Here is a 26271-nt window from a genome sequence, read left to right as displayed (position 1 = left end):
GAGACACCAATTAGGGACAGTTCCCCAGATTTTGGATTGCGTACGACCTCATAACGCAACGGTTAAGTAGGCGACCGCGGCAAGTCCGCTGGGGTCAAGCCTGTGTAAAAACGCCGTGGCCTGGTCCAATCAGATCCGTGGATCGTGTATTGTGATGGGACGTCGGGACCGAGGATCAGCGGATATGGACGAGGAGGGCTTGGCCGAGATCTCAGCCCGATATATTCGCTTCGCCGGTACGGAAGCTCGCGGTCGCTCGCCGCTCTACGAGGAGTTGGCTCGGGCAGTCGCTGGGGATCGGGAGGCGCTCGGTTTCCTGTCGACTCTTCCGGACCTAAAGCGGCAACCGAACCTTCTACTTGCAGCGGTGCGTCACTTGTTCGGCACGCCAACAGGGTGGACCGAGCTTCGCCAGGCGCTTCAGGCTAATCCCGACGCTATCCGCTCGCTCATGCTCGAGCGCTCAACGCAAACCAACGAGCCGGGAAGATGCGCCACCCTGCTCCCCGTCCTGGCGCGTTTGCCGCAGCCGCTGGCCCTCATCGAGGTCGGGACCTCCGCAGGGCTCTGCCTCATGCCCGACCTCTACGGCTATGACTACGGACGCAAGGTGATCCTCGCACCTGCAATGGCCTTGGAGCCGCCTGTCTTCCGATGCCTCGCTAGCGAAACAACGCCATTGCCGACGGCCTTGCCGCAAGTCGTCTGGCGGGCTGGATTGGACCTGAGCCCGATAGATGCTTCGGACGACTCGCAAGTCGCATGGCTTGAGACACTGGTCTGGCCGGAACAGACAGCACGGCTTGCCAATCTGCGGGCGGCCCTAAAGATCGCTGCCACAGTCAAGCCTCGGGTGGTGAAGGGCGACCTGCGCGGGAGCGACCTCGTGCAACTCTGCAACGAAGCGCCAAACAACGCTACACTCGTCATCTTTCACACAGCCGTCCTCGACTATGTCTCCGACCTTGGTGACAGAGAAGCTTTCGCCGAGCAGGCGATGCGTCTCTCGCCTTATTGGGTATCGAACGAGTTCCCTCGCGTCTTCCCGTCCATCGCCACACGCGCCGGAACAAGCTGGCCGCCTGGCCGCTTCCTCCTATCTGCGAACGGCTCCCCTGTAGCTTGGACTGACCCGCATGGCGCCTCGCTCGAATGGATCGCGGACGAGGCGTAGGCTATAGGTCGTGGATTGCCGTCCTTGGCCAGAGACGCCATCAGTTCTCAGTTTCATCAATGCTCGTCTGCCACTGCTTGCGTCTTGAATTCGCGGCAAGCGCCCTTCGGACTTGCTACCGGGCGGTTGAACCCAGGAACAGCGCGTTGGGCGCGCGAAGACCGCATCCGCAGTCGGGAACCACAGCTATCGGCAAGCCGTTTACGCTGCAAACCCGCCTGTCGATCCTCAGAGCCGGGCGAGTTCTCCGAGATCCACAAATTGGAGATTGATCATGACTAGCGCTGCCGACCGCGATCCGCGCCACCACACGCAGAAAATGCAGAAAAAGTTGGAGGAGGTGAAGCAGCACCTTCGCGAGGACATCGAGAAGGTCGATGAGCCGCAGCTGAAGGCGATGTTCGAGACGTCCGCCGAGGTGATCGGCGGTCTCCAGAAGGCGTTCCAGGACTATGAACAGAAGAATGAACCCGCTTGGCGTTAAACGGCTTCTTTGCGGGTAGGTTTCAAAGGAGCGCCCCCGTGCCTGCACCACCTGAAATGGATGTCGTCCTCGAAAAGCTGCCTTTGAGGATCGGCGCCTATATCCCCGACGACTTGCTGGAGGACTGGTTTGCGCCGGGAACCGGCATGAACCCGGTCAGCAAAGAGGCGCTTGCCACCGCCAAGAACTATGGCTGGCGCTTCGAATGCGAGTTCAAGCATTACCCCGACCGCAAGGAGGGCGTGTTCTGGAAGTGGGTGCCGGCGATCTGACCGGCGCTGGACGGTTCATCGTTCCGCGGAAACGCAGAACCTGTCTATCTTATTGTTTGACGCAAATACCGGACGGAAAACCGCTTCACACTTTTCCTGGAATTGCTCAGCCTCCGCCTATCGGCGTCATCACCTTGCCGGTTCCGCCGCATTCGGGGCAGGTGCGGCCGTCGATCATGCCTGACCCTGCACAGCGGCGGCAAATATTCTCGCCAGCGCCTGGAGTGCCTGCGGGGACTTCGTCCGTGTTGGTCTGAGCGGCTTGCCGGGGGTTGCCCTGCAGCTTGTTTCTCAGCCGGGCGACCCAGCCTTCGTCGACCTCGAGCGGCCTGCTGCTGTCGTCCGGCAGGCCTTCGCCGGATTGGCCGATGGTTTCATTGCGCGGCCGGTCGTTCGCGCCTGTCGTGATCTTCTGAGCCATTGCGTTTTGCCTTTACGCCTTGCAATTTTCGAACGCCTCAGCTGCGCAGAGGTTCCGGTTGCGGCCAGCCGCTTTCAGCCGGGTTTTGCTCGCGCCGCCCTTCGGCCGCGGCTGGCAAGGATGGTGGTCAGCGTGACCGGACGAAAATCCCAGCTGTCGACGCCGACGTCATACTGGCGCGTGACCGGGGTCAGCCTGCCGTGGGAATGGCCATGCAGGTCGATCGATTTCCTGCCGATCTGGTTCCAGGTGCGAAAAGGGTAGTGACAAAGGATCAGCAGACTGCCGTCGAGCGCCAGCTCCTTGTAGTGTTGCGTGCTCGCCCAACCTGTGGCCTCGATGGTGGCCGCAGCATCGTTGTTGCCGATGATCAAATGCTTGCTGCCATGAAGAGACGCCAGAAGCGACGACACGAACGCGGCCGATCCCCTGGCAAAATCGCCGAGATGCCAGACCTCGTCGTCCGGCCCGACAGTCTCGTTCCAGAACGCAACGAGCGACCGGTCATGTTCCGCCAGCGAGCCGAACGGGCGGCGGTCGATGCGCAAAATGCGCGGGTCGCTGAAATGCGTGTCGGCGGTGAAGTAGATCATGCGCTGGAGCCTGTTTCGAACTGCCGATCTGGGCGCGTGGCGCACCAAGTCCATGTTGCTCTCCCGATGCTTGCTCAACCCGCTCGATCGCCGGTTGTTCCTGGAAGCAGGCCCAGGCGGTTTCCGCTCGTTGGCACTTTGAAACGGGGGAACTTTGAACCGGGGAACTTTGAACCGGGGAATTTTGAAACGGGGGAACTTTGAAATGAGACGCAGGTTAGAATGCTTGAGGCCGATGCTCTGAAAGGACCTCGACGATGACCGACGCAGCACCTCTTGGGCGAAGCCCGGCTCAGGCGCGGGGCGATATCGACGCCGGGCGCGAAGGGGACAAGACCCCGGGCATCGATCCGGCTGCGGCTCCCATGGAAACGGACGCGGAATCCGCCGGCAACGCTCCGCCGAAGAGCCCTGCCGCGCGCCATGAAACGCCGAAGTTTACCAACCAGGCGAGCTATGCCAATGCGATGCGCCCGCTGACGGATGAGCCCGACGTCCAACCGAGCAGATATGGGCCAGTCATGGTGATTGCCGCCATCGTCGTGCTGGCCGCTGCAGTTTTCATCGGCGCGGCCATGCTGCGCTGAATACAGCCGTTCCAGACCCGCGGCGCAGTGGCTGGACATTTTGCTTCCGGTCCGAGAATTTGTTGTCGCGCCAGGTCCAGGCGCGATCAGTCCGGTGCACGTTGGCTACGAACCATCAATTCTTTGCCCGTGACGCCACCATCGTGGCGCGCGACATGATTGGCGCCTCGCTGCTTTTGCACGGCGTTGGCGGCAGCATCGTCGAGACCGAGGCCTATCGCCCGGATGACCCGGCTTCGCATGCTTTCGGTGGCAGGACGGTGCGCAACGGCGCAATGTTCGGCGCCCCGGGCAGCGCGTATGTCTATCGCTCCTATGGCCTGCATTGGTGCCTCAATGCCGTGTGCCTGCCCGGCAGTGCCGTGCTTATCCGCGCAATCGAACCGCGATTAGGGCTGGAGGTGATGCGGGCCAATCGCCGCGTTGACGATCCCCGGCTGCTTTGCTCGGGACCGGGCCGCCTTTGCCAGGCGCTGGCTATCGACAAATCTTATGACGGGCTGCCGCTGGACCTGCCGCCATTCGAATTCAGGCCGCCGAGCGAAGCCGGCGCCGTTCTGACAGGCCGCCGGATCGGCATTTCCAAGGCTGTCGATGCCGAGTGGCGGTTCGGACTGCGCGGCTCGGACTATTTGAGCCGCAAGTTCTGATGCCCGCGGCAGCGGCAGAGCAGTTGCCCCCCGGCATCACTCGTCGGGTTTGCCGAGATGCATGGGTGTCGCCTGCTGGCGGGCTTCCCTGGTCACCTCGTCGGCTCCGGCAGGTGAAATCCCTCGCAATGCCTTCGCAGCTACGGTCAGGCGCCCGCGATCATTGCCGAAGCTCTTGATCAGCTGGCGGACCTGGTCGGCCGTGACGCCGTTCTGTTGGGCAAAATACTCGACTTCACGGTCGTCTTCCGCAGCAACGCGGTCGCGCTCGCGGAAATCTCGCTTGCTCTTATCGTCGGCCATTTTTTCCTCCTGGTGGAGCTTTGCATCAATGGCAACGTGAGCAAGCGGCTTTCGTTGCCGCGACCAGGCGGACTTTTGCGCCGTCGAGCCGGACTGCCCAGGAACCATGAGGCGAGCAGCCGGTTTGGCTTGGATGCAGCGGCCCACAATTCACACGATGGAGATTACGATGACGCTCGCAAGCAAAACCACTGTAATTGCTGCGGCGCTGGCCATGTTGGCCGCGCCGGCATTCGGCCAGACGAGCCCACCTGCGCCCGCCGCGCCGGCGCCGGATCGTGGCGCCGAACAGTCGCCCGCAATGAGCGGGCAGAGCCAGGATGCCATGCGCGATATGATGCGCCAGATGATGACTGAGATGCTGGAGGAGAGAATGCAGGAAGATCGCGCGCCCCGGGAGGAACGGCGAGGTCCCGACCGCTGGCATCGCGGCTACAGGATGGGCCCGCCTGAGCGAGGGTGGGAGATGGGAGGGCGCGGCGGCATTCCACGCGGGATGCATGGCGCGAAGATGCGAATGATGTTCGCCATAGTAGATGCGGACGGCGATGGCGCGCTTTCTCAGAGCGAAGTCCAGGATTTCGTCGGGCGAATATTCAACGCCGTCGATGAGGACGGTGACGGCAGCGTCGACATGCAGGAAATCCGGTCCTTCTTCCACGGAGGCGGCGCCGAGGATCAGGAGTAAGTCTCCTACCGGTCGGCAGGAGGCCTGTCTGGGGCAGCGCGAGCTCGTCGGCCGGGGAGGATAAAAAGTCGCCGGCAACTGGATACCAGGCTGCCAGCCGGGGAGATGCGTTCCTTGGCTGGCCTTGCCGAACGCCGCGGACCAATCAGACCAGCAGGAATTCATTGGCCATGACAGAGAAAGCTACAGAGAAATCCCCGACCATCGCTCGTATCTGGCGCGGCAGAACCGTGCCTGAAAAGGCGGATGCCTATGAGAGTTACAATTACGAGGCCGGCATCAAGCCGCTGATCGAGAAGGCCCTGGGCGTTCAGACCTTTCGCGAGGACACGACGACCCATTCGGAATTCGTGACGATCTCCTATTGGGAAAACGTCGAGGCGATGGCGGCGCTCACCGGCGGCGATCCGACAAAAATCCACCATCTCGAGCGGGACGAAGAGTTCCTGATCGAGCTGCCGTCGCGGGTGCAGGTGTTGCGCATCCGATCGAGTCACGGGCGGCTGGGATAGGGCAGCGCCGCCCGGTTCGGCCCGATCTAGGAAATCGCCGTCAAGTCGATTTCGGTGATGTGCCAGCGGCCGAGATTTGCGGTGTAGAGCTTGTCGCCCTTGAAGGCAATGTTGGTTGGGTGGGCGAGCGTCGTTGCCGCCGGATCCTCGATCAGCACCTCGAGCCCGCTGTGTTTTCGCCAACGATAGATGCGGCTGGGCTCGTAGCATGAGATGAACAGCGACCCGTCCGGCGCCAAGGCGACGCCATCGGGAACGTTGCTCACGCCGTCCACGACGAGTTGGCGAGGTCCTGCCGTGCCGTCGGCACGGATTGGCACATAGCTGAGGCAGGCCGCATGGCTTTCCACGACGTAAAGCCCATCGCCACCCGGCGCCATCGCCATGCCGTTGGCGAAGGCCATGGTCTCGCTGCACCACAGGCCGCCTTCGCCGGTCTTCAAATCGTAGCGAAAAATGCCGGAGCGGTTGTCTTCGCCGAGGCTGTCCGACACGTAGAGCCAGCCGCGTGTCTCGTCGACGATCGGATAGTTCGGCACGCGGATGCCGGCCGAGGCGAAGCGCTGCATACCAGCCGTCGCGGCATCCCAGCGAAAGATCGCCGAATGTCTCAAATCGCATGCAAAACAGTTTCCCGCGCTATCGAAGGCGATGCCGAGCAGAAAGCCCTCCGTACCGCCCATGCGTTCGACCGAGCCGCCATCGGCGGCCAAGCGCAGCAGGTCGCCGGTTTCGGTGCCGCACCAGATCGAGCCGTCGCGATGGATGGCCACGCCTTCCGGATGGGCGATGCGCGGGCTGGTGAAGATGCCATCGAAGAAGACCCTCGCGGCCGACATTTCGAGCAACGGCTTTGCCATGCGCACCCCCTTCAATCCGGTGCAGTATGCGACCGCTGTGCGGCGATGCAGCGCTCGACCATCCGCCGGTCGGTGGCCAGGATCTCGGCGATCAGGGCGCTGCGCTCCCTGGCGCTGACGAATTCGAGGCGCCGCAGGCCGAGCGGGTCGATGCGGTTTCGCAGGATGTCGAGCGTCTCGTTTGAGGGTAGCGCAACTTCGCGGCAATCGGCATCGAATGTCAGGGCAAAGCCGGTGGCATCCTGGAGCTGCTGGCGCGTCACGCACGGCATGGTCTCGATGACGGCCAATTGCCGGCTCTCCCCGTCGAGCCGAAACACGCAAAGGTCGGTGAACACCAATGCCGCGCCGGTCCGATAGCCCATCGGCTCGCGTTCGGCCTCAGTCAACAGGCCGCGCGCCGAGCTGGCAATCTCGACCGTCTCGACCAGCGACTGCACGGAATGGCGGGGGACGTAGAGCAGATAATCGCGATGCATGTTGGCGACGTCGGCCATGCCGCCTTGCCCGGGCAGCCGGATAAGGCTGCCGTCACGCTTGCGCAGCGCAATGGTGTTGACGCGCCCACGGCGGTCGACCTGCGCGGCACCGACGATCTCATGCGTCACCGCGCCGGCCTGGTAATAGGTCGAATAGGTGTCGTCGCCGCCGGCATGCGCCACCGCCGTCTCGCAATCGAGGCTTTCGATCAGCGACAGGATCATCGGGCTCGGTGCTATGTCGAGATGGCCGCAACTCATGGTGGCGATGATCATGTCCGGCGCGTGCGTCGCTTTGGCCAGCCGGTAGGCGACATTGGCGAGCGGCGACACCGCGCCGGCACTTGCAAAGCTCTCATTGTCAAGCTCAGCGGCGATGCGGGCGGCGATGATCTCGTCGATGGACGCCTCCTTGTTGCCGTGCACGAGCCTGGGCATTGCGAGGACTGTTTCAGCGCGGACTTTTGCAGCATCTTGAACCCGCTCCGGCACGCCTTCCGAAGGCATGCTCAGGCTGTCCGGCAAAGGTATTTCCTTGGCCGCGAACGCCCCCGCCAACGCTTGATAATCCGTCACATAGAATGGCAGGCAGGAGGCGGGATAGGCGCCGCCTGGTGCCAGCGCGATCGCCGACACCTGGTTGCGGGTCAAAATGCTCTGCCGACCATCATGCCGCAGCGCTCCGACCGGGACGATCTCCTCAACCGTGACCAGCACCTCGCGCGCCGCGCCGGCCATGGCGAAGTCGAGCGCCCGTGGTCCGATGATCTGGACATTGCCGCTCTCGTCGGCACGCTGGGCATGGACGACGAAGGTATCGAGCCGCAAGGCCGGGATGATCCCGGTCGTGATTCCCGCGATCGGATCGGGCGCGGCGATCGCACCCGGCACGCGCGCCAGCATGTCCGAACCCTCCGGAAGCTGAAACGGCATCAACGGCAGGTTCTGCTGCCCCGCCCGCAGCGCCTGGATCATGGCCAGCGCCGTCCAGTCGCGGACCGGCACGGCATTGGTCTCGGCGGCCGCGCGGAAGCGCGGCGGCAAGCCAAAAATATCGAGGCTGGAAAAGCAGATATCGACCTCCGCCACGGCATTCGCTTCGAGAAGCAGTTCGAGCGGCAGGCCGCCGGCCCAGCAGACATAGCGAAGATCCTTGACGCCCAAGCGGGCGATGGCCCGCAACAAGGCGATCGGCAGCCGGGCAAAATGATGGCCACCGACACCGAAGACGTCGCCGCCGCCGACCATCGCGGCCAGGCCCTCGACATCGGTGAAGCGCGGCCGGTTCGGCTTGACCAGGGAGATCATTGCCCGGCCTTCTTCGGCCGCGTCGCGCTCTTTTCAGCAAATTCCTTGACGCGCCGCTGGCCGATCTCGCTGCGGTACAGGCCACCCAGGACATCGCGCTCCATGGCAAGGCCGTCGGCCAGATCGCCCGACACGGCGTGCACGGTCAGCGCTTTCAGCCCTTCGATCGCTGCGGCCGGTTCGGCGGCGATCATCTCGGCGAGTTCCCGCACCCGCGGCATCAGCCTTTCGGCATCGACGATCTCGTTGACCAGACCGGCGCCGACGAACTCGGAAGCCGGCACGATGGCGCCGGTCATCAGCAGAAAATTGGCGCGGTTGCGGCCGAGCTTCTGGACGCTGCGCTGGGTGCCGCCGCCGCCGGGGACCAGCCCGAGCTTGATCTCGGGCAGGCCGAGCTTCGCGAACTGGTTGGCGATGACGATGTCGCAGCACAGCACCAGCTCCATGCCGCCGCCGAGCGCAAAGCCGTTGACCGCGGCGATGACCGGCTTGCGGTTGTTCTCGACCGCCGCATACATGCGCGTGCCGGCAGCCTGGAAGGCATCGAACTCGATAGCTGTCTGGGCGGCATATTCCTTGATGTCGGCGCCGGCCATGAAGCCGCGCCCCTCGCCGGTCACCACGATCGCGCCGACCCCGTCATCCCGCGACAGCGCCTCGAAAACCTCGGTGATCTCGCTCTGCATCAGCCGGTTCATGGCGTTGAGCTGATCGGCGCGCCGGAAGGTAACGACCGCGACGCGCCCAGATATTTCCAAGGTGAGTGCCTGGTAAACGCTCATCGTCAGGCAGCATCCACGGTCATGTCGCCGGATGCCTCAAGTGCTGCAATCTCGCCGCTGGAGAGGCCGAATTCGGCCAGTATCTCGCGGCCATGCTGGCCGACCAGCGGCGCCGGCCGCTCTATGGTAGCCGGCGTCTCACTCATCTTGACCGCCGGCGCGACCACCCTGACCCTGCCGCCGCGGGGATGATCGTAGCTGGTGATCATGCCCAGGTGCTTGACCTGCGGGTCCTCGGCTGCGCGCCTTATGTCCTTCACCTCGGCACACCAGATGTCGGCTGCCAGCAGCCGCGCCAGCAGGTCCTGCGTGGCAAACTTCCTGGTTTCGGCGTTGACCTTGTCGAACACCTCGTCGCGCCTGTCGAACAGCGTCTTCAGATCGTCGTAGACAGCAAGCTGCGGCGCCTCCAGCACTTCATACAGCGTCTTGAACGGGCTCATGGCGATCGACACATAGCCGCCGTCCTTCGCTTCATAGACGCCGAACGGCGCCTGCATGCCGGGGTGGCCGATGCCGGAATTCGGGCGCACGAAATCCTCACCGAGATTGAGCACGGCGACATATTCCTGATTGAGATGCGCCAGCATGCCGGCGAGCAGATTGACCTCGATCTTCTGGCCCTTGCCGGTCTTCTCGCGATAGTAGAGCGCCGACAGGATGCCGTAGACCATGTTCATGGCGCCGATCTGGTCGGCCAGGCCGGCACCGGCCGGAACAGGAGCCTGATCGCCGCGGCCGGTGTTGGAGATCAACCCGGACAGCCCCTGGATCAGCATGTCCTGGCCGGGGCGCTCGACATAGGGGCCTTCCTCGCCATAGCCGGAGCCCGAGCAATAGATAATGGCGGGATTGACCGCCCTGAAATCCTCGTAGCCATAGCCGAGCCTGGCGAGCACGCCGGGGCGGAAATTCTGCACCACCACATCGGCCTTCTCAGCCATGTCCATGATGATGGCATGCACCTTGCGACTTTTCAGGTTGAGCGCGATGGAGCGCTTGTTGCGGTTCCAGGCGAGGAAATTCGGGCTTTCGGAGCCGCCGACCCATTTGGCGAAGAAGGTCATGCCGCGGAACATGTCGCCGGCGCCGGCACGCTCGATCTTGATGATGTCGGCGCCCATGTCGCCGAGCAGTTGCGTGGCGAACGGCCCTTGCAGCAGATGGCTGAAATCGAGAATGCGGACGCCTTCGAGGGCTTTGTTCATTTCATGTCTCGTTGGTTGTCAAAGCAGGTCGGGTACGTAGCGGGGTGCCGCGGTGAGGCCGCCGTCGACGCGCAGGTCGGTACCGGTGGTGAAGCCGGCGGCGTCGGAGGCCAGATAGACGGCGGCTTCGGCCACCTCGGACGGTTTGCCGATGCGGCCGAGCGGATGCATCTTGACCCAGGCCTTGGCGAGATTGCCGCCGATCTCCTTGACCAATTTGTCGTTCATCGGCGTGTTGATGGTGCCGGGCGAGATCGAGTTGACGCGGATGTTGAGCGGGCCGAACTCGACCGCCATCTGGCGCGTCATCGCCATCACCGCACCCTTGGCGCCGGCATAGGCGGTCCAGCCGTCGAGCCCGATATGCCCTTGTGCCGAGGCCATGTTGATGATCGAGCCCGATTTCTGCGCGATCATATGTGGCAGCGCATATTTGCAGCCGCGGAACACGCTGGTAAGGTTGACCGCGATCAGCCGGTGCCACTGCTCGTCGCTCATTTCGTGAACCGGCATGCCGCCGATGGCGATGGCGGCATTGTTGACGAGAATATCAAGATGGCCGGTCTTGCCGACGGCTGCGTCGATCAGGGCGGCGATGTCGGCCTCCTCCGCCACGTCGCAATGGATGTAGTCGGCGCGGTGGCCGGCGGCGCGCAGCTCGGCTGCGAATTTTTCACCCTTCTCGTCGGCGATGTCGCCGAGGAAGACGTGCGCGCCTTCCCTTGCCATCGCCTCGCTGATCGCGTGGCCGATGCCGTCGGCGGCGCCGGTGACGATTGCGGTTTTCCCTTTGAGACGATCCATATCAGCCTCCAATGGCGCGCCGGCGCTTTGCTTCGTCGAAGGCGACGGCGGCAATGATGATCATGCCGGTGATGACCAGTTGCCACTCGGTCGGCAGGCCGAGACCGCGCAGCCCGTTGGACAGGAACTGCAGGATCAGCACGCCGAGCGCCATGCCGGTCAGGCTGCCTATGCCGCCGGCAAGGCTCACCCCGCCGAGCACGGTGGCGGCGACGACCTGGAACTCGAAATTCAGCCCGGCCGTATGCTGCGCCGAACCGACGCGGGCTGCCAGGATGATGCCGGCTACCGTCGCCAGCAGCGCGCTGATGATGAAGCAGGTGAACTTGACGCGGCGCACGTCGTAACCCGCCAGCCGTGCCACTTCCGGATTGCCGCCGACGGCATAGATCTGCCGTCCGAACGGCCGGTGCTGCATCACGTAGGCGAAGACGGCGAGCAGGACGATGGCGATGACAGCCGAATAGGGAACGACGTTGAACAGGCGGCCGTCCGACAGCGCGATGAAGCTGTCGAGCGCGGCGTCGTCTGGAATAGCACGCTGGCCGGTATAGAGATAAACGCCGCCGCGCATGATGAACATCGTGCCCAGGGTCACGATCAGCGAGTTGATGCCGGCATAGGCCGTCAGATAGCCATTCACGACGCCGATGATCAGCCCGAACAGCAGCGCGCCGCTGATGCCGAGCAGCAGAGAATTCGTGTCGTTCATGATGATGATCAGCGGCAGTGCGATCGTCGCCAGCAGCGAGCCGATCGAGATGTCGACCTCGCCTGATATGAAGACGATGGCGCAGCCGATGCCGGCTGTCAGCGCCAGCGAAGCCTGACCGAGCACATTGGTGATGTTGCGCACGGAGAAGAAATTCTCGGCGGTGAAGGAAAAGAACGCGATCACCAGGATGAGGCAGAGGAGCAATGCCAATTCCTGCCGCGCGACGAGCCGCGCCAGCATGGACGGCCCAGCTTTCATGGTGTCGGTGCTTGCCAGGCTCATCGCTTGGTCCCTTTGCGAAGCGTCATCGTCTTAGCCGATTGCCGCATTGAGGATGTTCTCCTGCGTGGCCTCGTCGCGAGGCATGATCGCGGTGAGGCGGCCTTCGCACATCACCGCGATGCGGTCGGCAAGCCCCAGCAGCTCGGGCATTTCGGACGTCATCATGACGACCGCCAGGCCTTCGCCGGCGAGCCGGTCGATGAGCGCAAAAATCTCCGACTTGGCGCCGACGTCGATGCCGCGGGTCGGCTCGTCGACGACGATCACCTTCAAGCCTCGCATCAGCCAGCGCGAGATCAGCACTTTCTGCTGATTGCCGCCGGACAGGTTCTTGACCTGCTGGAACAGGCTGGGCGTCCGGATGCGGAAACGGTCGACATAGTCCTGCACCGCCTTGCGTTCGCTGACCTTGTCGACGAAGCCCATTCTGGCGAAGGCGCCGAGTGAGGCGAGGCTGGCATTCTGGTAGACCGGCAACTCGCCCATCAGCCCCTCGCTCTTGCGGTCCTCGGTGAGCAGGCCGATGCCGAGCCGGACGCCGGTGTGCGTTTCGTGCGGCAGCAGCCGGCTGCCATCGACCGAAATGGCGCCGGAAGTGATCGGGTCGTAGCCGACGATGGCCTTGGCGAGCTCGGTCCGGCCGGCGCCCATCAGGCCGAAGAAGCCGAGGACTTCGCCGGCATGCGCCTCGAACGACACATCCTTCAGCTTCTTGGCGGTGCTGAGTCCTTCAACGGAAAGCGCGACCTTGCTGCCCGGCGCGCCGCGCTTGCGCGGGAACAGGTTTTCGATGCGCCGGCCGATCATGTCCTGGATCAGCGTGTCGTTGGTATGTTGGCCGATCGGCCTGGTCGAGACGTGGCGGCCGTCGCGCAGCACGGTCACGGTGTCGGCGATCTCGAAGACCTCGTCGAGCTTGTGGCTGACATAGAGCACCGCGATGCCCAGCGCGGCCAGCCGGCGGATGACGGTGAACAGCAGCGAGACCTCGTTAGGCGTCAGCGAGGAGGTCGGCTCGTCCATCACCACGACGCGGGCCTCATGGGCGAGTGCGCGGGCGATCTCGACCATCTGCTGCTGGCTGACCGGCAGCGATCCCGTGCGCGCCGCCGGGTCGACGTTGAAGCCGATACGCTTGAACAGAGCGGCCGCATCGGCACGGATCTTCTTCCAGTCGATCGAGCCGCCTTTGCCGGTCGGATAGCCTTCGAGGAAGATGTTTTCGGCGACGCTGAATTCGGCGATCAGCGCGATCTCCTGGAACACCACCTTGATGCCCTCTTTCAGGCTATCGCGCGGCGACTTGATGTCGGCCTCGCGGCCGCGCAGGCGGATGGTGCCGGCATCCTTGCCGTAGACCCCGGCCATGATCTTGATCAGCGTCGACTTGCCGGCGCCGTTCTCGCCCATCAGGGCATGGATTTTGCCGGGTTCCAAGGTCAGATCGACATTGTCCAGCGCCATCACGCCGGGAAAACGCTTGCCGATGCCGCGCATCTCCAGCGCCGGCACGCTTTTGTCGACAGCCACGGTTTCGCCGGGGTGAAGGAAATCAACCGACATTGGCTCTGTTCCGCACGATGTCGAGATAGGTCGCCAGGATGATGACGATGCCGGGCACCACCATCTGCAGGTCCTGGTTCCAGCCGAGGATGATGATGCCGTTGTCGATGACCTTCAGCACCAGCACGCCCAGCAACGTGCCAAGCAGCGAGCCGCGGCCGCCAAGCAGGCTGGTGCCGCCGAGGATGACGGCGGCAATCACCGTCAGCTCGAAGCCGCGGCCAGCGGTCGGCTGGCCGGCATTCATCAGCGACGACAGGATCATGCCGGCGACGCCGACGCACAGGCCGGTGACGACGAAGGCGAACAGTTTCAGCCGTTGCGAGCGCACGCCGGAGAGACGAACCGCGCGCTCGTTGGCGCCGACAGCGTAGAGATAACGGCCGAGCGTGGTGAAGCGCAGCGTTGCCGCGGCCAGCGCGAAAATCACCGCGGCAACGACCACGGGCAGCGGGATCGCGCCGATATAGCCAGCGCCGAGATCGGTGAAGCCGGCAAGCCGGTGGTGGTTCTGCACCGCCTCGCGGGTGAACAGGTAAACGCCGCCCTGCAGCATCATCATGGTGCCGATGGTGGCGCTCAGCGAGTTCACCTTGAGGCTGGTGACGACGAGGCCGTTGAAAAGGCCGACCGCGCCTGAAAAGACGAGCGCCGCCAGCAACCCGAGCGTCAGGCTGTGCGTTGAATTGAGCACGGCCATGCCGATGCAGCCGACAAAAGCCAGCGATGCACCGACCGACAGGTCGACTTCCGCAGTGATGATCAGCATCGTCATGCCGGAGGCAACGATCAGCACCAGCGCGCATTGGCGCAGGATGGCGATGATGTTGGCCTCGGAATAGAATTGCGGCGCGGCAATCGAGATGGCGATGCAGAGCACGGCCAGGATCACGCCGAGCACCAGCTGGCTGCTGCCCAGCAGCTGGCCGCCGATGAAACGCCTTGGCGCAGAGGATTGCGTAAGCTCGCTCATGTCCATTTCATTTCCGGGCCCGTATCGGTGCCGTCGCCATCTGGAAACTGCCGGCCAAAACAGGACGGTTGCCCTGTTTTGCCGTTCGGCATATCCGATCCGCCGCCCTTCCCGCCGTGCGGGAAGGGCTACCCGGAATCCTTACTTCTTCAGATCGGCGGAAGTTTTCATGCATTTTTCCGGTGGCTGAAGCGCATTGACGGCATCCCATTTGATTTTGCGTGTGGTGCCATCGTAGTCGTAGAACTTCTTCCAGTCGTCGCCGTTCATCGGCGCGGTCGGGCTGACGATGTGTTCCGGCACCTCTTCGCCATTGAAGAGCTTAACCGCTGCATCGATGGCGGTGTAGCCTTCCTTTTCCGGGAACATCGCGGCCTCGATGCGGTAGGACGGCTCGTTCTGCATCGCATTGATGAAGGCGAGGCCTTCGCCGCCGGTGCCGACAGTCAAGAGGCCGTCCTGCGACTTGCCGGCCGCTTTCCAGGCCTGAAGGCCGCCGAGCGAAGAGGAATCGTTGATGCCGTAGATGATGTTGATGTCGGCGTTCTTGGCAAGAGCCGCCGAAGAGACTTCGAGCGCGCGATCGGGATTGCCGCCGCCGTCGAGGTCGTGGACCATGACCGCGTCGGGGATGATGGTCTTGAGGCCATCCATGAAACCCTGTGACCGCAGCACGGTGGCGGACAGCAGCGGCAGGCCGACATTCATCACCTTGGCTTTGGCTTCGAGCTTTTCCTTGGCGTATTTGCCGGCTTCGACGCCGGCGGTGTAGCCGGTGTCGTAGTCGCAGATCGCGACCATTGTGGTCATGCCCTTGACCGGATTGCCTTCGAGCACGACCGGAACGTTGTTGGATTTCGCCTGGCGCAGCAGCGGCACGACGCCTTCCTCGTTGACGGGCGTGATGATCAGGACGTCGACGCCCTTGGCCATGAAATCTTCGGCGGCGGAGACCTCCTTGGCAACGTCCAGATTGGCGTCCTGCACCTCGAGCTCGATACCGAGTTCCTTGGCGCGGGACTGCATGCCCTTGATGACGTTCTGATACCACTCATGCGTGGCGTAGTTGGTGACGTAGCCGATGCGCTTCGGCATGTTTTCGGCGTGTGCCGCGGCGGCGCTCAGAGCAAGCACCGCCGCCGAGGCAAACAGCATCGATTTGGACCAGTTCATGTTTCTTCTCCCTGTATTTCTTGTCAGTTGCTGAACGGATAGTCCCGCCGTTCCGGGTCGGCACGTGAAGAGGCGGCAGCTTCGCCCGCGCCCAGCGCCGACGATATCGCCTCGGCCGCCGCCTTCGTCCGCTCGAACACAGTGCTGCGATCGAAGCGGGCGGCCTTTTGCGGCAGGAAGGGGACGGTGAGCGCGGCAATGACGGCGCCGGTATGGTCGCGCACCGGCATCGAAATGTTGGTGCAGCCCTCGACAGCCAGCGAGGCGCGCATTTCATAGCCGAGCCTTGCGACTTCGTTCAGCCGCGCTTCGATTTCCGCCCGGCTGCCTTGGCCTTCGCCTGCAGCGACGATCCGTTCGACGATGCGGTCGCGCTCGGCGCGGCTCGAATGCGCCAGCAGCACCGCGCCGGAGCTCGTTTCGAGGATCGGGAAATGCGAGCCAAGGGCAACCGAATAACGCATCGGCAAAGGCGAATCGATCTGCAGCACGACCAGTGCGCTCTCGCCTTCGCGCACGACCAGATGGCAGCTCTGGTCGGCATTGGCGGCGAGGCCGCGCATCACCGGCAGCGCGCATTCGACCAGGCGGTTCACCGGCGGATGCATATGCGCCAGTTCGAACAGCTTCAGCGACAGGCGGAAGCGGTCCGATTGCGTCCGGAAAATGTAGCCGCGCTTCTCCAGCAGCAGCAGGATGCGGTAGATCTCGTGAATGGAGCGCCCCATTCCGGTGGCGATCTCGGTCTGGGTCAGCGGCTCGCCGCTGGCAGCCATGAATTCCAGTATGTCGAGCGCCTTCTCCACAGCGGGCACCCGATAGCCGTTGCGGCCGCTTTCGCCTTCGTCGACGATCTGGGCAATATCGGCGGCCATTACGCGACGCTCCGTTGCGGCTGGCCATGCCTGGTCTCGCGATAGAGCCGGTTCAGCCGATCCGCGAGCTCGGCCGCCTGCAATTCGCCGGCGATCGCCGCCGCGGCATGAGGGGCGCATTGGCGGAAGAAGCTGATGAAGCCCGGATGGGTCGGGCGCAGATAAGAGGCTTCGATCGTCGCCAGCGTCGAGGCGAAGAAGCCGCCCGAGAGCGCGTTGACCTCGGTATCCTGCCACGCCGCCAGCGACCCCGGCTGTCCGCCGGATTTCACATAGTCGCCGCGCTGATAGCCGGGCGAGCACAGAAATAGCGCGTAATCGATGGCTGCCTGCTTGTGTTTCGATTGGGCGCTGACGCCGATGCCGGCGCCGCCGAGCAAGGCGCCGGCGGATCGCGGCGTCGGCACGTCGGCGAAGCGCAGATACGGCCTGTCTGCCCTGGAGGCGTAGTTCACGTAGCCGAAGGCGAACGGCACGTAGACCACGTCGTCATGCGCAATCATGTGATCGTAGCAACGGATCGGGTTCCATTTCGGCGAGTTCGGATGCGACAGCGCCGCAAGCTGGCGCAATTGCCCGACGGCCCGCTCGATTTTTTCCCCGGCGATGAACCCGTCGCCGTCTTCCCGGGGCCCACCGAGCGTCAAAAGCAGGCACATGGCGTCAGTCGGCACCAACGGCAGCCCAAGCCATTTGCCGTCCTTCAAGGCGCGCCGGCCGAGCTCCAGCACCTCGTCATGGCTGCGCGGCAGCGGTCCGTAGCGCTCCAGGAGATCGGGGCGATACGAGGCAACCTGACAGGCGGCGTCGATCGGCAACGCCCATTGAAGCCCGTCCCTTGCGTAGGATTGCCAGGATGCGCCGACCGAATCCCGTTCGAAGCCGTGGCGCTGCTCGGCCGACAAATCGAACGGCACCATCAGCCCGCCTTCGGCAATATCGCCGATGAACGGATGGTCGAACACGACAAGGTCATAGGCGCCGAGCACCGGACCAAGCGCGCCCTCGCCGAACTCATAGAGGCTGCGGCGGTCCCATTCGATCTCAAGACCGGGATTGGCGGCACAATACGGCCCGATGCTGGCGTCGAGCGGACCCCAGCAGCGTCGGTGATCCCACGCGAGGCCCCGCAGTCTTGTCATGCCGAAATTCCTCCCAGAGGCGGCCATGCGCCGGCCCAGCCGATTAGTAGCAACTATTTTCACCTAGACAAGTAGTTTTTACATACGCAAAGCCAGTCCTCGCTTCCGCTTGGCGAGAAAGCCGCCCAACCATCCCTGGTGCGCATCGCGTTGCCGCCGGCCTGCAACCAAAGGCTGCGACGGATCTGGCTTTTTGGAACTTTCGCGACGAACATTCGTTCGGTTGGCGCAACCATCTTGAGCAGCATCATTGGAATCAGCAGCCACGTCGCAGGGAGCGGACTAAATGGACCAACCGTGGGCGGGGCCATGAACCGGTTTACCGCCTTGGCATTCGCCACGTTTCTGGCGATAACTTCGATCTGGGCACTGTTTCTGATTTCTTAGGATTTGGCTCTGGTTGCTTGGGATTTGCCGCTGGTTTTTAGGATTTGGAGGGTTCTCGACAGGTTGACCGCTTAACGATGACGTCCGCCGCGTGTGGTTCTGCCAGCCGGAGCCCCGTGCGTGAAGAAACTGTCGCCAGGAGCACACCGGCGCGCACATTCGGGGGTTGGCAGCCACGCTGCCTGCAACGTTCCATCGGTTTTCAGGAAACGGCGAGATGTCATGCTGCTGAGGGCGATCGTTCGAAATTGTGCCGCCATCCGTGTTGGCCGCGTCGGCGCGACGATGCTTGTTGCCGCGCTGCTTGCCGGCTGCCAGGGCGGCGTGCTCGATCCGCAAGGGCCGGTGGGGGCGGCGCAGCGGACGATCCTGCTCAATTCGGTCGCTATCATGCTGGCCATCGTCATCCCGACGATCGTGGCGACGCTCGGCTTTGCCTGGTGGTTCCGGGAAACCAACACAAGAGCGCGGTACCTGCCGGAATGGGCCTATTCCGGACGCATCGAACTGGTAGTCTGGTCGATCCCCATCCTCGTCATCCTGTTTCTGAGCGGCATCATCTGGATCGGATCGCATGACCTCGACCCAATGAAGCCGTTGGATTCCCAGCAAAGGCCGTTTGAGGTGCAGGTCGTCTCGCTCGACTGGAAATGGCTGTTCATCTACCCCGAGCAGAATGTCGCGAGCATCAACCAGCTTGTGGTGCCGGCGGGCAGGCCGGTGCATTTCTCGCTTACCTCGGCAAGCGTCATGAATGCGTTCTTCGTGCCTCAGCTCGGCGGCATGATCTACACGATGAACGGCATGACGACGCAGCTTCACCTGCAGGCGGATCAGCCGGGCGAATTCTATGGGCGGTCGGCCCATTTCAGCGGTGACGGTTTTCCAGGCATGCAATTCGTGCTGCATGCCGTCGCGGCCGATGCCTTCGAGGCGTTCGTCAATTCGGCGCGAAGCCAGGGACAGGCACTCGACAAGGCCAGCTACCAGGAACTGGCCAGACAGAGCATCGACGTGCCGCCTTCGACCTATCGCTCGGTCGAGCCGGACCTTTTCCACGAAATCGCGACGCAGGGCGTTCCACCCGCGCCCGGCCCCCAGGCCGGTCGCCCCGGGCCGAGCGTATCGCCCAAGGCAGGAGGCTGACAATGCTCGGAAAATTGAGCTGGGACGTCATTCCGTTCGATCAGCCTCTGCCGATGATCGCCTCGGCGGTCGTCGCCCTGGCAATCCTCGGCGTGCTGGCCTGGGTCTTCCTGGCCGGCCATTTCCCCTATCTCTGGCGCGAATGGATCACCAGCGTCGATCACAAGCGGATTGGCGTCATGTACACGCTGCTGGCGCTGCTGATGCTGCTGCGCGGCTTCAGCGACGCCGTCATGATGCGGTCGCAGCAGGCCCTCGCCTTCCAGGCGCCCGGCTATCTGCCGCCCGACCACTTCAACCAGGTCTTTTCCGCCCACGGCACCATCATGATCTTTTTCGGGGCGATGCCGTTCGTCATCGGCCTGATGAACCTGGTCGTGCCGCTGCAGCTCGGCGTCCGAGACGTTGCCTTTCCGACGCTCAACTCGGTGAGTTTCTGGCTCACCGCCACCGGTGCGCTGCTGGTCAACATCTCGCTGGTGATCGGTGAATTCGCGCGTACCGGATGGCTGCCCTATCCGCCGCTCAGCGAGACCGCCTATTCGCCGGGCGTTGGCGTCGACTATTATCTGTGGGCCGTGCAGATCGCGGGCGTCGGAACGCTGCTCACCGGGATCAATTTCGTCACCACGATCCTGAAGATGCGGTCGCCCGGCATGAGTTACCTCAGGATGTCGATGTTCTGCTGGACCTCACTCGCCGCCAGCCTGCTCATCGTCGCCGCCTTCCCGATCCTCACCGCCACGCTCGCGATGCTGACGCTCGACCGCTATTTCGGCTTTCATTTCTTCACCAATGAAGCTGGCGGCAACATGCTGATGTTCGTGAACCTGATCTGGGCCTGGGGCCATCCCGAGGTCTACATCCTCGTCCTGCCGGCGTTCGGCATCTTCTCGGAGGTCATCTCCACCTTCTCCAGCAAGCCGCTGTTCGGCTACCGCTCGATGGTGGCCGCGACGCTCTTCATCTGCATCGTCTCCTTCATGGTGTGGCTGCACCACTTCTTCACGATGGGCGCCGGCGCCGACGTCAACGCCGCGTTCGGCATCGCCACCAGCATCATCGCTGTCGGTACCGGCGTGAAGATCTATAACTGGATGTTCACCATGTATGGCGGCCGCATCCGCTTCGCGACGCCAATGCTGTGGTCGCTGGGCTTTATGGTGACATTCGTCATCGGCGGCATGACGGGTGTGTTGCTGGCGGTGCCACCGGCCGATTTCCTGCTCCACAACAGCCTGTTCCTGGTGGCGCATTTCCACAACGTCATCATCGGCGGCGTGCTGTTCGGCGCCTTCGCGGGATATACCTACTGGTTTCCCAAGGCATTCGGCTTCCGGCTGCACGAAGGCTGGGGCAAGCTGGCCTTCTGGCTGACGCTGATCGGGTTCTACGCCACCTTCGTGCCCCTCTACACTGTCGGCCTGCTCGGCATGACCCGCCGCATGCAGCATTTCGACGTGCCGGCCTGGCATCCGTGGGTGCTGGTTGCCGGCGTCGGCATGTTGATCACCACCGCCGGCGTGGTCGCGCAGATCGTACAGCTCGTCGTCAGCATCCGGCAGCGCGCGGCGCTTCGCGACGCCACCGGAGATCCCTGGGACGGCCGCTCGCTGGAATGGGCCACGCCCTCGCCGCCGCCGGTCTTCAACTTCGCCGCGCTTCCGCATGTCGAGGGCGAAGAGCCCTACTGGAGCATCAAGCAGCGGGCACGCGAGCAAAACCGGCTGCGCGACGAGCCTGACTACGAGCCGATCGAGATGCCCCGCAACAGTCCCACCGGGTTCATCTGCGCCTTCTTTGCGACCGTGATGGGTTTTGCCCTCATCTGGCACATCTGGTGGATGGTGGCGCTCGGCGCGCTCGGTGCTTTGGCCACCTTCGTCGTATTCGCGTGGCGCGACATCCCCGAATACGTCATTCCTGCCGCCGAAGTCGCCCGGATCGACCGCGCCAACCGAAGTGCGCGCCGCGAGGCGCTGGCCACTTACACGGGGCCAAGGCCATGACCGCGATCGACGTTCGAGAGCGTGACCCCTACCGCCTCCATGGCGGGCACGGCCATGCACCCGGCCACGGAGACGGCGGCCCGGCACCGATCCGGATCGTCGTGGGCTACGGCTTCTGGATCTTCCTTCTGAGCGACATCGTGATGTTCTCGGCCTTCTTCGCGGCCTATGCGGTGCTGGCGGGCAAGACGGCGGGCGGACCAAGCGGAGCCGAGCTGTTCGACCTGCGCAACGTCGCGATCGAGACGGCCGCTTTGCTGTTGTCGAGCTTTACCTGCGGTCTCGCCAGCCTTGCCGTGACAGCGCGGCGAAGCTCCTGGTTCTATGTCGCGATGACTGTCACCTTCGTGCTCGGCGCCAGCTTCATCCTGCTCGAGTTGCGCGAGTTCGCGCATATGGTTGCCAGCGGTGCCGGACCGACGCGCAGCGCTTTCCTGTCGGCATTCTTCACGCTGGTGGGATGCCATGGCCTTCACGTGACGGCGGGGCTGCTGTGGCTGCTCACGATGATGGCGCAGATCTTCGCCAAGGGATTCCGCGACGATATTCTTCGGCGTTTCATGTGCTTCAGCCTGTTCTGGCACGCCCTCGACATCATCTGGGTCGCCCTGTTCACGGTGGTCTATCTCCTGGGAGCAAGTCGATGAGCAATGCGGACGATCGCCACGCGCAACGGCGCGACACCGATGGCCTGGAGCGCTACGACATCGATACGGCGCCGGGTGACGAATACCTCGGCGACACCGAGGTCGGATCCGGGCTACGCGGCTATGTGATCGGCCTCGGGCTGGCAACGCTGCTGACCATCGCCTCGTTCTGGTTGCCCGGAACCAACCTGATATGGGCACCCGGCATTCCGGTGGCGCTGGTCGTGCTGGCGATCGCCCAGATGGGCGTGCATCTCGTCTTCTTCCTGCACATCACGACGGGACCGGACAACACCAACAACGCCCTGGCGCTTGCCTTCGGCGTGCTGATCGTAGTTCTGGTGATCGGCGGCTCGATCTGGATCATGGCCAATCTCGACCACAATTTGATGCCGATGAATGCGATCATGAACATGAACCGCTAGCGATTTGAGGCGCAGCGCAGTGCCTCCAGCCCGGCCTTGCCCGCCGCTTCAGACGCGTTGCCGGATGACGGACCGGTATCAGCTGCGCTGGCTGGAGTTTTGATTTTTGCGATCCTGCGGCGATATCGCGCCTTTCGAGGCCTTTGAGCCGCCGCCCCACTCCTGGGCTTTCCGTGCCTGATCGCCTGCTTCCTTCGGTGCCTCGGCCTTGTCGCTGCCGCTGGCTTTCTTGCCGGATATGGGTTGGTCGACAGGGTTTGATTTGTTGTCCATCATGCTTCTCCGTCTGTGCCGAACCAGGCGACGGGGTGGCGTGGCGTCCTCAAGCCCGTTCGAACGTGCCGACGAGCTCGGCCTCTCCCACGACGTGCGGCTCGGCCTGTTTCAGCACGTCTTCGACGGCAGCCTTCTCGCCGAGATGAAGCGTCTCGGCGTCGAGTGCAAGAAGCCGGAAATGGTAATGGTGGAGCCCATGCCCAGGCGGCGGCTGGGGGCCGTCATAATGAGGATTGCCGAAATCGTTGACGCCGTGTCCGAGGCTCTCGGTCTTGGCGCCGGCGGTCGTGCCTTCGGGAAGAAAGTTGCGCTGTGCGTCGATGTCGTAGACCGCCCAATGACGGAACATGCCTGAAGGGGCGTCGGGGTCCTCGACGGCCAGGACGAAGCTTTTGGTTCGTTGCGGCGCGTCCGTCCACTCCAATGGCGGCGAGACGTTGCCGCCGTCGCGGGAATAGCGCGGCGGTATTTTTTCGCCATCGGCAAAGGCAGAGCTTTTGAGAGTGAAAGCCATGGTCTCCATCTCCCTGTCTGAGATTCCCTCATAAACAGCTACGAGCCGCCGAGTTCCGGTCGCCGCCCCGGTCAAACCCAGGGCTATCGCAGATGGAAAGCCGAGGCTTTCGCTCTACGACGTACCCCCACCCCTAACCCTCCCCACAAGGGGGAGGGAGACTTCCGTTGGCGCTGACCTCGGCAAATTTGCCTGCCTTTCGGCGCCAAAAGGGGAAGTAAGGGCATGCGGCAGCGTTCCCTCCCCCTTGTGGGACAGTCAAACCGGATTGCCGGCCGTTGGCCGGAACATTCGCCGAGGAAGCGGGTTTTTCGGTTCGGACGCATCGCCGCGGAAACGGCAATGGGCTCGGCAATGGACGAAGGGCGCGACATGACCGGGCTAAGCGGTAAGCAACCAAGCGGGGCGAAAGGTGTTGTGGTCGCATTCTCCGTGCCGGGCGGCGAGACCATCTATGCCCACGAACGGGAAACCGTCGCTGCCGTCGCGCGCACGATTGCAGCGTTGAAGGGATTTTCCTTCCGCGAGGGCCTGCGTGACGGCGGCGGTGACAGTCGCCGAGTGTATTTCGTGCCGGACGACAGCCTGCTTGCCGTCGATGCGGTCCAACTGGGCATCAACGGGCCCGACGACCTCTTCGGCGGCGTGGTGCCCTGGCGCCTCGCAACCACCAAGGCCATAACCCACGAGCTGGTGGACGGGTCGGCGGCACGGCCAAAAGAATGGCCAGCCGGCTTCGGCAGAGCCGTCGGCGCTGCCGTACTGCCCGGCTATACCGCATTTTCACGCGATGACGCGCTGCGCGCAGCGGAACGTCTGCTGCAGCTAGGGCTGGTCCGGTTCAAGCCACCGCGCGCTTCGCGGGGCCGCGACCAGCACACCGCCGCGACCGTTGCCGACATCGAAAGGCTGCTGGAACGATATCCATCCTCCGACCTGAGGGAATACGGCCTTGTTCTCGAAACGGAGCTTCGCGACATCGTCACGCTGAGCATTGGCAGAACGGCGATCGACGGAACATCGGTCGCCTATTACGGCGTGCAGCGAATGACGGCCGACAATGCCGGACAGCCCGTTTACGGCGGATCCGATCTGGTCGTCGTGCGCGGCGGATGGGAGGCGCTGGACGGGCTGCGGCTTTCTCCGGCGCTAAGTTTGGCTGTGGCGCAGGCGAGGATCTACGACGCCGCGATGGATGGCTATCCCGGATTCTTTGCCTCACGGCGCAACTACGACATCGGCCAAGGTGTCGATTCCTCGGGCATCTGGCGATCGGGAGTGCTGGAAGCCAGCTGGCGGATCGGCGGCAGCAGCAGCGCCGAGCTTGCGGCGATGGACGCCCTGAAGCGCGACCCCGACGTGCAGATCGTGCATGTCTCCGCCGTCAAGCAGTTCGGCAGCACTGCCCACCTGCCGCTGAACGCAGCGATCCATTTCCACGGGGAGGACCCCGAGGAGGGTCAAATCACGCGTTATACCGTCGTCACCCAGGCGATCCGAGGGCCGGTCGGGGAGGCCGGCCGATCGTCGTTCTAACCATGTCAGGTTGAAGCCAAGCACGCCTCCGGCAGGGAACATCCGCCAATGGCCCGAGTTTGTTTCGGGCAGGCAGCAAGTCAGAGACCGGAGGAAAAAATGATCGAGATGATTTCCGCTCCCCAGAACGTAGCCGCCTTTCGTGTCACCGGCACCGTGACGGCGGACGACTACGACAAAGTCATCCCGGCAATCGAAGCGAAACTGAGCGACCATAAGGACATCGGCGTCCTGACCGATCTTGCCGATTTCGAGGACATGACGGCTGGCGCCTTGCGGCGCGACCTGCAGTATGGGCTGAGCAAACTTGGCGAGGTCCACCGCTTCAAACGTGCCGCCGTGATTTCCAACAAGCAGTGGATCAAGGCAGCCACGGAAATGACGGACGCGCTGTTTCCGCAAATCGAGGCGCGGGTGTTCCCGGAGGACGAAAAAGCCCAGGCCCTGAAATGGGTGGCAGGCGTACAATAGCGGTGTTGGGGAGTGCCATGCCGTTCGACAAACGACAGGATCCGGAAGGCCTCTGGGAGGTCTATGACAGCGAGAGCGACGAAGCCGTCGTGGTCGGCGGGTTGCCGCTTTCCGGTCTCGACGAAAGCGAAGCCGATGAAGCGATTGAAAAGCTCAATCGGGGCGATCTGACGTCGGACAACATCCCCGAGACGGTTCGGTCAGGGTGGCCTCCGACCAAGGACGGTTTGTGATGACAGCCTGACGGACGTCACCGAGGACCGGTCGCGGATCTACGACGAGGCCTTGACCCCAAGCTTGCGGGCTTTGTCCTCAAATTCGTCGCGAATATCCTCGATCGTCGGCAGATGCAGGCGCCGCAGCTGGGCGTGCAACTTTTTGGCGGCATCTGAGCTCAGGTCGCGCTTGAAATTGGTCGCGACCTCCTCGGCCGAGCCGTAATGGCGATAGCGCTCGATCTCGGTCTTCGTGGCTTGCTGGACGTGCTCGAGCGTCTTGCGTTCGGCATCGGATTTTCCGTCTGGTTTGGCCCGCATGACCGGATTGAACGCTTTGCTGATAACGAATTCGACCAGTTCCTGCTGGGCGTGAGCCATGATTGTTCTCCCTCGAAGAAGGGCTGTCCGAGCCTAGAACGGTTCATCGGGGGAAACGCTGAACCGATCACTCTTGTTTTGACGCAATTCCGAACGGAAAACCGTTTCACACTTTTCCTGGAATTGCTTGTCTTATGACTTTCGCTGCCGAATGGGTCAGAAAGGAACGCTGAGAGAGGGTAGCCGCCCTCCCTCAGCGGCGAGGGTCGGATCGGTGGAATTGCTGACCGTTTGACGGGTCGAGCTAGAGTCGGATCGCCCTCGTCTTTCCCTTGAGGCCTGAACGGATACCCGGAGTTCGGCTCCGAATGACAAGCACAGGACAAGTGAAAGATGACCAACGATACCATCGGGATCGACATATCGAAAGACCATCTCGACGCCCACAGGCTGAGCGACGGCGCGAGCCGGCG

At 63.2% G+C, this 26271-nt stretch carries 31 protein-coding genes; 14 read left to right on the top strand and 17 right to left on the bottom strand.

The window, feature by feature from the left end:
* Window positions 1-184 precede the first annotated feature (184 nt).
* From NKH49_RS13790 to NKH49_RS13780, 3 genes are all read left to right on the top strand, one after another.
* Window positions 185-1174 carry a DUF2332 domain-containing protein gene (locus tag NKH49_RS13790; protein ID WP_352615105.1) on the top strand — a complete coding sequence of 330 codons (990 nt, stop codon included), beginning with the start codon at window positions 185-187 and terminating at the stop codon, window positions 1172-1174.
* Window positions 1175-1448: 274 nt separating this feature from the next.
* Complete coding sequence (locus tag NKH49_RS13785; RefSeq protein ID WP_352474763.1) at window positions 1449-1658, top strand: hypothetical protein; 210 nt, start codon at window positions 1449-1451, stop codon at window positions 1656-1658.
* Window positions 1659-1696: 38 nt separating this feature from the next.
* Window positions 1697-1930 carry a hypothetical protein gene (locus NKH49_RS13780; RefSeq protein WP_352474765.1) on the top strand — a complete coding sequence of 78 codons (234 nt, stop codon included), beginning with the start codon at window positions 1697-1699 and terminating at the stop codon, window positions 1928-1930.
* 106 nt (window positions 1931-2036) lie between these two features.
* Here NKH49_RS13780 and NKH49_RS13775 read toward each other — a convergent pair whose 3' ends face one another.
* Together NKH49_RS13775 and NKH49_RS13770 are read right to left on the bottom strand one after the other, a co-directional pair.
* Complete coding sequence (locus NKH49_RS13775; RefSeq protein WP_352474772.1) at window positions 2037-2351, bottom strand: hypothetical protein; 315 nt, start codon at window positions 2349-2351, stop codon at window positions 2037-2039.
* Window positions 2352-2425: 74 nt separating this feature from the next.
* Entirely contained in the window at window positions 2426-2944 is a 519-nt protein-coding gene (locus NKH49_RS13770; protein WP_352615152.1) for a metallophosphoesterase, read from the bottom strand.
* A gap of 257 nt (window positions 2945-3201) precedes the next feature.
* On the opposite strand from NKH49_RS13770, the gene NKH49_RS13765 reads away from it, so the two are divergent.
* Window positions 3202-3531 (top strand): hypothetical protein, encoded by a 330-nt coding sequence (locus NKH49_RS13765; protein WP_352615107.1) that lies wholly within the window; start codon window positions 3202-3204, stop codon window positions 3529-3531.
* Between the two features lie 101 nt (window positions 3532-3632).
* The gene (locus NKH49_RS13760; RefSeq protein WP_352615109.1) at window positions 3633-4181 is read left to right on the top strand and encodes a DNA-3-methyladenine glycosylase; all 549 of its coding nucleotides are present in this window, start codon (window positions 3633-3635) and stop codon (window positions 4179-4181) included.
* A gap of 36 nt (window positions 4182-4217) precedes the next feature.
* On the opposite strand, the gene NKH49_RS13755 is transcribed toward NKH49_RS13760, so the two are convergent.
* The gene (locus tag NKH49_RS13755) at window positions 4218-4484 is read right to left on the bottom strand and encodes a DUF3606 domain-containing protein (protein WP_352455899.1); all 267 of its coding nucleotides are present in this window, start codon (window positions 4482-4484) and stop codon (window positions 4218-4220) included.
* A gap of 133 nt (window positions 4485-4617) precedes the next feature.
* On the opposite strand from NKH49_RS13755, the gene NKH49_RS13750 reads away from it, so the two are divergent.
* Complete coding sequence (locus tag NKH49_RS13750) at window positions 4618-5172, top strand: EF-hand domain-containing protein (RefSeq protein WP_352926398.1); 555 nt, start codon at window positions 4618-4620, stop codon at window positions 5170-5172.
* 170 nt (window positions 5173-5342) lie between these two features.
* On the top strand, window positions 5343-5684 hold the full coding sequence (locus NKH49_RS13745; protein WP_352539894.1) for an antibiotic biosynthesis monooxygenase family protein: 342 nt from the start codon (window positions 5343-5345) through the stop codon (window positions 5682-5684).
* 26 nt (window positions 5685-5710) lie between these two features.
* On the opposite strand, the gene NKH49_RS13740 is transcribed toward NKH49_RS13745, so the two are convergent.
* From NKH49_RS13740 to NKH49_RS13690, 11 genes are all read right to left on the bottom strand, one after another.
* Window positions 5711-6544 carry an SMP-30/gluconolactonase/LRE family protein gene (locus tag NKH49_RS13740; RefSeq protein WP_352615115.1) on the bottom strand — a complete coding sequence of 278 codons (834 nt, stop codon included), beginning with the start codon at window positions 6542-6544 and terminating at the stop codon, window positions 5711-5713.
* Between the two features lie 11 nt (window positions 6545-6555).
* Window positions 6556-8331 (bottom strand): CoA-transferase, encoded by a 1776-nt coding sequence (locus NKH49_RS13735; RefSeq protein ID WP_352836138.1) that lies wholly within the window; start codon window positions 8329-8331, stop codon window positions 6556-6558.
* On the bottom strand, window positions 8328-9116 hold the full coding sequence (locus tag NKH49_RS13730; RefSeq protein WP_352615119.1) for an enoyl-CoA hydratase/isomerase family protein: 789 nt from the start codon (window positions 9114-9116) through the stop codon (window positions 8328-8330). The genes NKH49_RS13735 and NKH49_RS13730 overlap by 4 nt, the downstream gene beginning before the upstream one ends.
* A 2-nt stretch (window positions 9117-9118) precedes the next feature.
* Entirely contained in the window at window positions 9119-10324 is a 1206-nt protein-coding gene (locus NKH49_RS13725; RefSeq protein WP_352615121.1) for a CaiB/BaiF CoA transferase family protein, read from the bottom strand.
* A gap of 18 nt (window positions 10325-10342) precedes the next feature.
* A complete protein-coding gene (locus NKH49_RS13720) occupies window positions 10343-11128 on the bottom strand; it encodes an SDR family NAD(P)-dependent oxidoreductase (protein ID WP_023677038.1) in 786 nt (261 codons plus the stop codon).
* Window position 11129: 1 nt separating this feature from the next.
* The gene (locus tag NKH49_RS13715) at window positions 11130-12125 is read right to left on the bottom strand and encodes an ABC transporter permease (RefSeq protein WP_352501149.1); all 996 of its coding nucleotides are present in this window, start codon (window positions 12123-12125) and stop codon (window positions 11130-11132) included.
* 30 nt (window positions 12126-12155) lie between these two features.
* Window positions 12156-13688: a sugar ABC transporter ATP-binding protein gene (locus NKH49_RS13710; protein ID WP_352615123.1), complete on the bottom strand. Its 1533-nt coding sequence runs from the start codon at window positions 13686-13688 to the stop codon at window positions 12156-12158.
* Window positions 13678-14661 (bottom strand): ABC transporter permease, encoded by a 984-nt coding sequence (locus tag NKH49_RS13705; protein WP_352926312.1) that lies wholly within the window; start codon window positions 14659-14661, stop codon window positions 13678-13680. Before NKH49_RS13705 ends, NKH49_RS13710 begins: the two co-directional genes overlap by 11 nt.
* A gap of 141 nt (window positions 14662-14802) precedes the next feature.
* Window positions 14803-15834: a sugar ABC transporter substrate-binding protein gene (locus tag NKH49_RS13700; RefSeq protein ID WP_352473034.1), complete on the bottom strand. Its 1032-nt coding sequence runs from the start codon at window positions 15832-15834 to the stop codon at window positions 14803-14805.
* Between the two features lie 23 nt (window positions 15835-15857).
* Window positions 15858-16709 (bottom strand): IclR family transcriptional regulator, encoded by an 852-nt coding sequence (locus NKH49_RS13695; RefSeq protein WP_352615125.1) that lies wholly within the window; start codon window positions 16707-16709, stop codon window positions 15858-15860.
* The gene (locus NKH49_RS13690; RefSeq protein ID WP_352615127.1) at window positions 16709-17851 is read right to left on the bottom strand and encodes an ABC transporter substrate-binding protein; all 1143 of its coding nucleotides are present in this window, start codon (window positions 17849-17851) and stop codon (window positions 16709-16711) included. The genes NKH49_RS13695 and NKH49_RS13690 overlap by 1 nt, the downstream gene beginning before the upstream one ends.
* 609 nt (window positions 17852-18460) lie before the next feature.
* On the opposite strand from NKH49_RS13690, the gene cyoA reads away from it, so the two are divergent.
* Genes cyoA through cyoD form a run of 4 tightly spaced genes read left to right on the top strand, consistent with a single transcriptional unit; the run spans window position 18461 to window position 22465 of the window.
* On the top strand, window positions 18461-19384 hold the full coding sequence (gene cyoA, locus NKH49_RS13685; protein ID WP_352539884.1) for a ubiquinol oxidase subunit II: 924 nt from the start codon (window positions 18461-18463) through the stop codon (window positions 19382-19384).
* 2 nt (window positions 19385-19386) lie between these two features.
* Window positions 19387-21393, top strand: a complete 2007-nt coding sequence (cyoB, locus tag NKH49_RS13680; protein WP_352615131.1) for a cytochrome o ubiquinol oxidase subunit I — start codon at window positions 19387-19389, stop codon at window positions 21391-21393.
* A complete protein-coding gene (cyoC, locus tag NKH49_RS13675) occupies window positions 21390-22040 on the top strand; it encodes a cytochrome o ubiquinol oxidase subunit III (RefSeq protein WP_352615133.1) in 651 nt (216 codons plus the stop codon). Before cyoB ends, cyoC begins: the two co-directional genes overlap by 4 nt.
* Entirely contained in the window at window positions 22037-22465 is a 429-nt protein-coding gene (gene cyoD / locus NKH49_RS13670) for a cytochrome o ubiquinol oxidase subunit IV (protein ID WP_352473039.1), read from the top strand. The genes cyoC and cyoD overlap by 4 nt, the downstream gene beginning before the upstream one ends.
* Before the next feature lie 78 nt (window positions 22466-22543).
* Here the strand turns inward: cyoD and NKH49_RS13665 are convergent, their stop codons facing one another.
* Together NKH49_RS13665 and NKH49_RS13660 are read right to left on the bottom strand one after the other, a co-directional pair.
* On the bottom strand, window positions 22544-22741 hold the full coding sequence (locus NKH49_RS13665) for a hypothetical protein (RefSeq protein ID WP_352615135.1): 198 nt from the start codon (window positions 22739-22741) through the stop codon (window positions 22544-22546).
* Between the two features lie 46 nt (window positions 22742-22787).
* Window positions 22788-23255, bottom strand: a complete 468-nt coding sequence (locus NKH49_RS13660) for a YbhB/YbcL family Raf kinase inhibitor-like protein (protein ID WP_352615137.1) — start codon at window positions 23253-23255, stop codon at window positions 22788-22790.
* A gap of 342 nt (window positions 23256-23597) precedes the next feature.
* Between NKH49_RS13660 and NKH49_RS13655 the strand changes: the two genes are divergently transcribed.
* The 3 genes from NKH49_RS13655 (at window position 23598) to NKH49_RS13645 (ending at window position 25495) form a co-directional block, all read left to right on the top strand.
* Complete coding sequence (locus NKH49_RS13655) at window positions 23598-24791, top strand: DUF3182 family protein (RefSeq protein WP_352615139.1); 1194 nt, start codon at window positions 23598-23600, stop codon at window positions 24789-24791.
* A gap of 99 nt (window positions 24792-24890) precedes the next feature.
* On the top strand, window positions 24891-25262 hold the full coding sequence (locus tag NKH49_RS13650; RefSeq protein ID WP_352615141.1) for a SpoIIAA family protein: 372 nt from the start codon (window positions 24891-24893) through the stop codon (window positions 25260-25262).
* Between the two features lie 17 nt (window positions 25263-25279).
* Window positions 25280-25495: a hypothetical protein gene (locus NKH49_RS13645; RefSeq protein WP_352473044.1), complete on the top strand. Its 216-nt coding sequence runs from the start codon at window positions 25280-25282 to the stop codon at window positions 25493-25495.
* A gap of 39 nt (window positions 25496-25534) precedes the next feature.
* Here NKH49_RS13645 and NKH49_RS13640 read toward each other — a convergent pair whose 3' ends face one another.
* A complete protein-coding gene (locus NKH49_RS13640; RefSeq protein ID WP_352539878.1) occupies window positions 25535-25858 on the bottom strand; it encodes a hypothetical protein in 324 nt (107 codons plus the stop codon).
* Window positions 25859-26271: the final 413 nt, after the last annotated feature.

The sequence above is a fragment of the Mesorhizobium sp. M1088 genome (assembly GCF_040318575.1).
Lineage (GTDB): Bacteria > Pseudomonadota > Alphaproteobacteria > Rhizobiales > Rhizobiaceae > Mesorhizobium.
The sequence above is the reverse complement of the archived record's forward strand: the minus strand, read 5'-3'. Positions and strand labels throughout refer to the sequence as shown.

Coding starts and splice junctions, on each gene's coding strand:
- NKH49_RS13770 (WP_352615152.1), bottom strand. CDS start 2,944: ATGATCTACTTCACCGCCGACACGCATTTCAGCGACCCGCGCATTTTG.
- NKH49_RS13790 (WP_352615105.1), top strand. CDS start 185: ATGGACGAGGAGGGCTTGGCCGAGATCTCAGCCCGATATATTCGCTTC.
- NKH49_RS13730 (WP_352615119.1), bottom strand. CDS start 9,116: ATGAGCGTTTACCAGGCACTCACCTTGGAAATATCTGGGCGCGTCGCG.
- cyoD (WP_352473039.1), top strand. CDS start 22,037: ATGAGCAATGCGGACGATCGCCACGCGCAACGGCGCGACACCGATGGC.
- NKH49_RS13720 (WP_023677038.1), bottom strand. CDS start 11,128: ATGGATCGTCTCAAAGGGAAAACCGCAATCGTCACCGGCGCCGCCGAC.
- cyoA (WP_352539884.1), top strand. CDS start 18,461: ATGCTGCTGAGGGCGATCGTTCGAAATTGTGCCGCCATCCGTGTTGGC.
- NKH49_RS13650 (WP_352615141.1), top strand. CDS start 24,891: ATGATCGAGATGATTTCCGCTCCCCAGAACGTAGCCGCCTTTCGTGTC.
- NKH49_RS13750 (WP_352926398.1), top strand. CDS start 4,618: ATGCAGCGGCCCACAATTCACACGATGGAGATTACGATGACGCTCGCA.
- NKH49_RS13725 (WP_352615121.1), bottom strand. CDS start 10,324: ATGAACAAAGCCCTCGAAGGCGTCCGCATTCTCGATTTCAGCCATCTG.
- NKH49_RS13640 (WP_352539878.1), bottom strand. CDS start 25,858: ATGGCTCACGCCCAGCAGGAACTGGTCGAATTCGTTATCAGCAAAGCG.
- NKH49_RS13710 (WP_352615123.1), bottom strand. CDS start 13,688: ATGTCGGTTGATTTCCTTCACCCCGGCGAAACCGTGGCTGTCGACAAA.
- NKH49_RS13715 (WP_352501149.1), bottom strand. CDS start 12,125: ATGAGCCTGGCAAGCACCGACACCATGAAAGCTGGGCCGTCCATGCTG.
- NKH49_RS13765 (WP_352615107.1), top strand. CDS start 3,202: ATGACCGACGCAGCACCTCTTGGGCGAAGCCCGGCTCAGGCGCGGGGC.
- NKH49_RS13745 (WP_352539894.1), top strand. CDS start 5,343: ATGACAGAGAAAGCTACAGAGAAATCCCCGACCATCGCTCGTATCTGG.
- NKH49_RS13775 (WP_352474772.1), bottom strand. CDS start 2,351: ATGGCTCAGAAGATCACGACAGGCGCGAACGACCGGCCGCGCAATGAA.
- cyoC (WP_352615133.1), top strand. CDS start 21,390: ATGACCGCGATCGACGTTCGAGAGCGTGACCCCTACCGCCTCCATGGC.
- NKH49_RS13645 (WP_352473044.1), top strand. CDS start 25,280: ATGCCGTTCGACAAACGACAGGATCCGGAAGGCCTCTGGGAGGTCTAT.
- NKH49_RS13695 (WP_352615125.1), bottom strand. CDS start 16,709: ATGGCCGCCGATATTGCCCAGATCGTCGACGAAGGCGAAAGCGGCCGC.
- NKH49_RS13740 (WP_352615115.1), bottom strand. CDS start 6,544: ATGGCAAAGCCGTTGCTCGAAATGTCGGCCGCGAGGGTCTTCTTCGAT.
- NKH49_RS13755 (WP_352455899.1), bottom strand. CDS start 4,484: ATGGCCGACGATAAGAGCAAGCGAGATTTCCGCGAGCGCGACCGCGTT.
- NKH49_RS13660 (WP_352615137.1), bottom strand. CDS start 23,255: ATGGCTTTCACTCTCAAAAGCTCTGCCTTTGCCGATGGCGAAAAAATA.
- NKH49_RS13735 (WP_352836138.1), bottom strand. CDS start 8,331: ATGATCTCCCTGGTCAAGCCGAACCGGCCGCGCTTCACCGATGTCGAG.
- cyoB (WP_352615131.1), top strand. CDS start 19,387: ATGCTCGGAAAATTGAGCTGGGACGTCATTCCGTTCGATCAGCCTCTG.
- NKH49_RS13700 (WP_352473034.1), bottom strand. CDS start 15,834: ATGAACTGGTCCAAATCGATGCTGTTTGCCTCGGCGGCGGTGCTTGCT.
- NKH49_RS13785 (WP_352474763.1), top strand. CDS start 1,449: ATGACTAGCGCTGCCGACCGCGATCCGCGCCACCACACGCAGAAAATG.
- NKH49_RS13705 (WP_352926312.1), bottom strand. CDS start 14,661: ATGAGCGAGCTTACGCAATCCTCTGCGCCAAGGCGTTTCATCGGCGGC.
- NKH49_RS13665 (WP_352615135.1), bottom strand. CDS start 22,741: ATGATGGACAACAAATCAAACCCTGTCGACCAACCCATATCCGGCAAG.
- NKH49_RS13655 (WP_352615139.1), top strand. CDS start 23,598: ATGGGCTCGGCAATGGACGAAGGGCGCGACATGACCGGGCTAAGCGGT.
- NKH49_RS13690 (WP_352615127.1), bottom strand. CDS start 17,851: ATGACAAGACTGCGGGGCCTCGCGTGGGATCACCGACGCTGCTGGGGT.